The sequence below is a fragment of the Methylobacterium sp. CCH5-D2 genome (genome assembly GCF_001556475.1).
Lineage (GTDB): Bacteria > Pseudomonadota > Alphaproteobacteria > Rhizobiales > Beijerinckiaceae > Methylobacterium > Methylobacterium hispanicum.
In genome coordinates, this window is the sequence record NZ_LSIX01000194.1 from 1 (window position 1) to 4,842 (window position 4,842).

Consider the following 4,842-nt stretch of genomic DNA (forward strand, 5'->3'; position numbering starts at 1 on the left):
GAGCGGGACTGGCGCAGCGCCGGCTCCGACCGGACACCCCCCGCCGCCACGCCGGACGCGCCCGCCGACGACCTCGCAGCGACCGATCCAGCGACGACCCCGGCCGCCACGCCCGCCGGGACCACGCTGGAAACGACCCCGGCCGCCCCGCTCGAGCCCGTCGTGGTCGCCGCCCCGGAGACCTCCGCGGAGGCGGGCCCAAGCGGGTCCGCGAGCGTTCCCCCGACCGAGGCGGCGCCCGTCGCACCCGTGACACCCGTCGCGCCCGCGACACCCGACGTCGACGCCGCGGCCCTGCTGACCGGCACGGATCCCGCCGCCCCCGTCTCCGCGGCGGGGCTCACCCGTCACGACGGCACGATCCAGGCGCAGAGCGGGGACGTGATCGAGAACCTCGACATCTACGCCGACGGGCCCGGCATCGAGCTCGACGGCGACGCGAACGTCACCATCCGCAACGTCCGCATCCACTACAACGGGACCGACCAGGGCGGTTCCGGCATCGAGGCGATCGGCTCGCAAAACCTGACGGTCGACGGCGTCGAGATCATCAATGCCGGGGCTCCGGCCTCCGGCCCCAACACCGATCCCGAGCAGTACGGCATCGGGCTGTTCGAATCGCCGGGCGCGGCGGTGAGCCACGTCACGGTGCGCGACGCCTCGACGGGCCTCTACCTTCAGGACTCGCCGAACGCCACGCTCCAGGGGATCGAGGGCTACAACATGCGCGGCCCCTATCCGCGCGGGCAGCTGGTGCAGTTCAACCGCTCCGACAACAGCAGCCTGACCGACTTCTACAACTACAACGACTTGGAGACCTCCTGGACGGAGGACAACGTCAACATCGGATCGAACAACGTCACGATCGCCAACGGCCTCATCGACGGCAACAACTCGCCCTCCGGCGTCGGGGTCATCGTCGAGGGCGGCACCGGCGTCCACGTGAGCAACGTCGACACCGTCCGCATGGGCAACGGCGCCTTCTCGGATTACGGCAGCGGCAACACCTTCGACGACGTGCGCTCGTTCGACAACTTCGCGGACAGCCATGCCGGCCGCGGAACGCCGTTGTCGGGCTCGCTGATCTTCACGCTGGCCGACGACTCGACCATCACCAACGCGGCCTACCAGAACGCGGCCGCGCCCGGGAACGTCGTCTACGGCGGCGGCATCCAGGACGAGGCCTTCGGGGGTACCTTCCAGGCGAGCGAGATCACCGGGGAGGCGCCGATGGCCGCCTACCACAACGCGTTCTCCTGGAGCTGACGCAAGAGGGCGGCCGCCGGGGCTCCGGCGGCCGCCTCGCGGGCCTGCGGAGTGCGGGCCCGCCATCGCCCGGGCGGCGACGTGTAGGACGGGTTCGGGACCGTCGGGAGCCCTCAGCCGACGAGGTCGGCCTGCTCCTCGACGAGCGCCTCCAGCGCCTGCGCCAGGGCGCGGTTGAGCAGGGCGGCGCGGCGCTCATGCTGCAGGATGCGCCGGGCCGCCGTACGGGCGGTCGCCGCCCGCATCGCGCCGTGCGGCGCCCCGTCCCGCAGGGCGATCCAGGCCAGCGCCCGCAGCTGGTTGGCGTGCGCGGCCGCCCGGGCGCGCCGCTCGCGCGGCGTCGCGGTGAGCTCCGACGGGGCCGACGCGGACGAGGCCGACTCGGACGAGGCCAACTCGGACGAAGCCCTGCGTGTTTCGATGACGGACATGGGAGCGTGCCTCCATCACTTGGTGATTCGGCGTCCGCCCTCGATACTGCAGCGCTTTCCGCACTGTGGCAAGAATGCGGCACGCAAGAATCGTCTTGCGGGCGGCTTCCGCTTTTCGGACACGCGGCCGCCTCAATCCGGCGGCGCAGCGAGGTGGAGGCGCAGAAGGCTCGCGGCGGGGGTGAGGGGCCCTGGCCGGGTGACGATCTGCAGCGTGCGGTGGGCCCAGGCGTCCGAGAGCGGCACCGCCACGAGGTCCGTGGCGCCGCCGAACAGGCCGAACACGCCCCGCGGCACCACGCCGAGCCCCATATCGGCCTGCACCATGCGGCAGACCGCGTCGAAGCCAGGCACGTGCACCCGCAGCCGCAGGGGCCGGCCGGCGCTCTGCGCCTCGGCCCGGACGCTGCCGTAGATCGAGCTCTCGGCGTGCAGGCCGACGAAATCGTAACCGAGGGTCTCCGCGAAGGCGAGCTCGTCCCGACCCGCGAGCGGGTGGCCGCGGCGCATCACCACCACGAGCCGGTCGCGCCGGTAGAGCGTGGCGTCGAGGCCCAGCGTCGGAACGCTGCCCGCGCAGATGCCGATCTCGGCCCCACCCTCGGCCACGCCCCGCACGACGCCGCCGCTCGGACGCTCCTCCAGGTCGATCTTGATCGCGCCCTGCGCCGCCAGGAACGCGCGCAGGTCCTCGGGCAGGAACTGCACGATGGCCGAGAGGTTGGCGAGCATCCGGACGATGCCCCGCACCCCCTTGGCGTGCTCGGCGAGTTCCAGGGCGATCTGCTCGGCGTTGCGCAGCATGCGCCGGGCGTGGTGCAGCAGGGTCTCGCCCGCGGGCGTCACGCCCATGCCGCGCGCGCCACGCTCGAGGAGCTCGACGCCGAGGGTCTGCTCCAGCTCGGCCAGCCGCTTGCTCACGGCGGAGGGCGCGATCGCGGCGCGCCGCGCGGCGCGGGTCAGGCTGCCCTCCTCGCACACCGCCACGAACAGGCGCAGCGTCGTCAGGTCGAGCCGCCGCAGGATGGCAGGCGCCAGCATCTCGCAGGGTCCCGGGTCGTCCCGGCGCGGGAACGCCCGCGGGGTCGGGCCGCTTCTACAGCGCGGCGACGTCCCGGCCCAGGCTCCGCCCCGCCGGGCAAGAGAGGCCGGGCGCGAGAGGCCGGGGGCGGGATGTCGCGGCGAAATGCCGTCGCGGCGCCACGTATTCGGACCGGCGCCGACAGGACCGCCTCTGGATGTTCAGGTCGAACGCGCCGAGGGCCAAACTCAGGCATTCCATCCCGTCGTGCCGGATACGACCTCTGCGCGCATCCGCGGGTGATTTACGGATTTCCCACGGTCGGATGACAGCCTAGGGTCGTGCCTGACCTGCAGGATCATCCATCACGCATGCACCGGACTGCCGACACGCACCGCGATCTGTTCGACAGGACGTCCGAACACGCCGGCGCCCCGTCGCGTGGGGCCGCACCGCGGGAGTTCGCGGAGCCCCTCGGCGGCCTCGCCCCGGAGCAGGTGCTGCGCATGGTCGAGGGCTTCGGCCTGACGGGCACGTGGGCGTGGACCTTCGCGACCGACACGCACGTCTGGTCGCCGGGCCTGTTCCGGATCCTCGGCCTCGAACCGGAGAGCGCGCGGGCGGCCTACGGGCTCCTGCTCGCGCTGGTCCACCCGGACGACCGGCCCGGCGTCACCTCCGGCTCGGAGATGCTGCAGACCGGACGGGTGGCGCAGCGGACATTCCGGATCATCCGGCCCGACGGGTCCCTGCGCACCGTGATGAGCCGGGGCGAGGTGGTCGTCGATCCGGACGGGCGCCCGCGACAGGCGATGGGCGTCCTCATCGACGTGAGCGACCACGCGGCGCTGGCCCGCGCCCGCGAGGCCGAGCAGCGGCACAGGCGCGCGATCTTCGAGGAGGTCCGCGCCTTCACCTCGTCGAGCCGGGTCTACCCCTACACCGACTTCTCCGAGGAATGGCTGGAACTCGTCGGGCTGCCGAAGGCCGAACTGCTCGGCGAGCCGACCCTGCCGGTGCTGAAGGAGGAGCGCGCGCGCTGGCGCGACCACGGCCGCGCGCTCTACCTCTCCGGGCGGGTCGTCCACACGCAGCCGCGCCTCGTCCTGGCGGGCGGCGAGGTCGTCCCGTACCGATTCGTCATGGTGCCGATGCGCGACGCCGCCGGAGCCGTCGAGAGCTGGACGAACTACGTCGCGCCGCTCGTCCTGGACGCGCGCGCGACCGGCTGCCTGGCCGGGCCGGTCCGGGACGGGCTGGACCGCCTCGTGACCGGAGCGCACCTGCGGGCGGGCCGCGCCTTGCTCGACTGGTCGATGCAGCAGCTCGCCGGGGCGAGCGGGCTCTCCTTCTCCACCATCCGCCGCCTGGAGGACGGGGACGGCGCCGCCTCCGGGCGGGCGCAGGCGGCGGCGGTGGCGGCCCTGCGCGCGCACGGCATCGTCTTCACGCTGACGGAGACGGGTGCGATCGCGCTGTCCAGACGTTGACGCCAGACGTTGACGGCGGGCGCCGACGAAGGAGGAGCGGGGATGAGCGGGCTGCGGGAGAAGCGGGCGGCGATCGCGAGCGCGGTCGCGGCGGAGGGCCTGTCCGGGAGGGAGGCCGAGGCGCGGGTCGCCGACTTGCTGGTGGGACGCGCGGAGCCGGCGACGGCGGATCTGCGCCGCCTGCTGACGGAGTACCGCGACCTCGAAGCCCTCCCGGCCGACGAGGCCGACGTGCGCCTGGCCGAGGCGGGGGAGGTCTTCGCACCGGAGGACGACGCCTGAGGGCACCGCTCGCGCCTCCCGGGCGTTGGCCCGGTAGGACAGGACGGAGACGATCGATGGGCGGATCCACGCGCGAGGACACCGACATGCAGGCCCGGCGCCGGCCTGCCGGGGGGCCGGAGCCCCAGGGGGCCGCGATCTCGCCGCGGGACGCCGCGACCGGGCAGGTGCGCGCGACCGACGGACCGATGGAGCGGGCCGGCACGGAGGCCGAGGCGCGCGAGCGGGGCGAGGCGGGCCCCTTCGAGGGACGCCGGGAGGGCTGAGGCGGATGGCCGCCACGTCCCCCGACCGTCCCGCCGACGCGGCCCCGCCGGAGCCGGCCGGGCCGGGGCCGCCAGAAGGGGCCTCC

At 74.0% G+C, this 4,842-nt stretch carries 6 protein-coding genes; 4 read left to right on the forward strand and 2 right to left on the reverse strand.

Annotated elements, in window-relative coordinates; all coding sequences use genetic code 11:
• The coding region (locus AX737_RS04940; RefSeq protein ID WP_197430464.1) for a right-handed parallel beta-helix repeat-containing protein at positions 1 to 1,266 on the forward strand (1,266 nt) is incomplete at its 5' end.
• A gap of 113 nt (positions 1,267 to 1,379) precedes the next feature.
• Here the strand turns inward: AX737_RS04940 and AX737_RS04945 are convergent.
• Positions 1,380 to 1,697 carry a hypothetical protein gene (locus tag AX737_RS04945; RefSeq protein WP_197430465.1) on the reverse strand — a complete coding sequence of 106 codons (318 nt, stop codon included), beginning with the start codon at positions 1,695 to 1,697 and terminating at the stop codon, positions 1,380 to 1,382.
• A 132-nt stretch (positions 1,698 to 1,829) separates the two neighbouring features.
• Positions 1,830 to 2,738, reverse strand: a complete 909-nt coding sequence (locus tag AX737_RS04950) for a LysR family transcriptional regulator (protein WP_066919456.1) — start codon at positions 2,736 to 2,738, stop codon at positions 1,830 to 1,832.
• A 351-nt stretch (positions 2,739 to 3,089) separates the two neighbouring features.
• Here AX737_RS04950 and AX737_RS04955 point away from each other — a divergent pair, with 351 nt between their 5' ends.
• Genes AX737_RS04955 through AX737_RS04965 form a run of 3 tightly spaced genes read left to right on the forward strand, consistent with a single transcriptional unit; the run spans position 3,090 to position 4,756 of the window.
• Positions 3,090 to 4,208: a PAS domain-containing protein gene (locus tag AX737_RS04955; protein ID WP_082772886.1), complete on the forward strand. Its 1,119-nt coding sequence runs from the start codon at positions 3,090 to 3,092 to the stop codon at positions 4,206 to 4,208.
• Positions 4,209 to 4,250: 42 nt separating this feature from the next.
• Positions 4,251 to 4,490 carry a hypothetical protein gene (locus tag AX737_RS04960; protein WP_066919458.1) on the forward strand — a complete coding sequence of 80 codons (240 nt, stop codon included), beginning with the start codon at positions 4,251 to 4,253 and terminating at the stop codon, positions 4,488 to 4,490.
• 56 nt (positions 4,491 to 4,546) lie between these two features.
• Positions 4,547 to 4,756, forward strand: coding sequence for a hypothetical protein (locus AX737_RS04965; RefSeq protein ID WP_066919460.1), 210 nt, complete (start codon positions 4,547 to 4,549; stop codon positions 4,754 to 4,756).
• Positions 4,757 to 4,842: the final 86 nt, after the last annotated feature.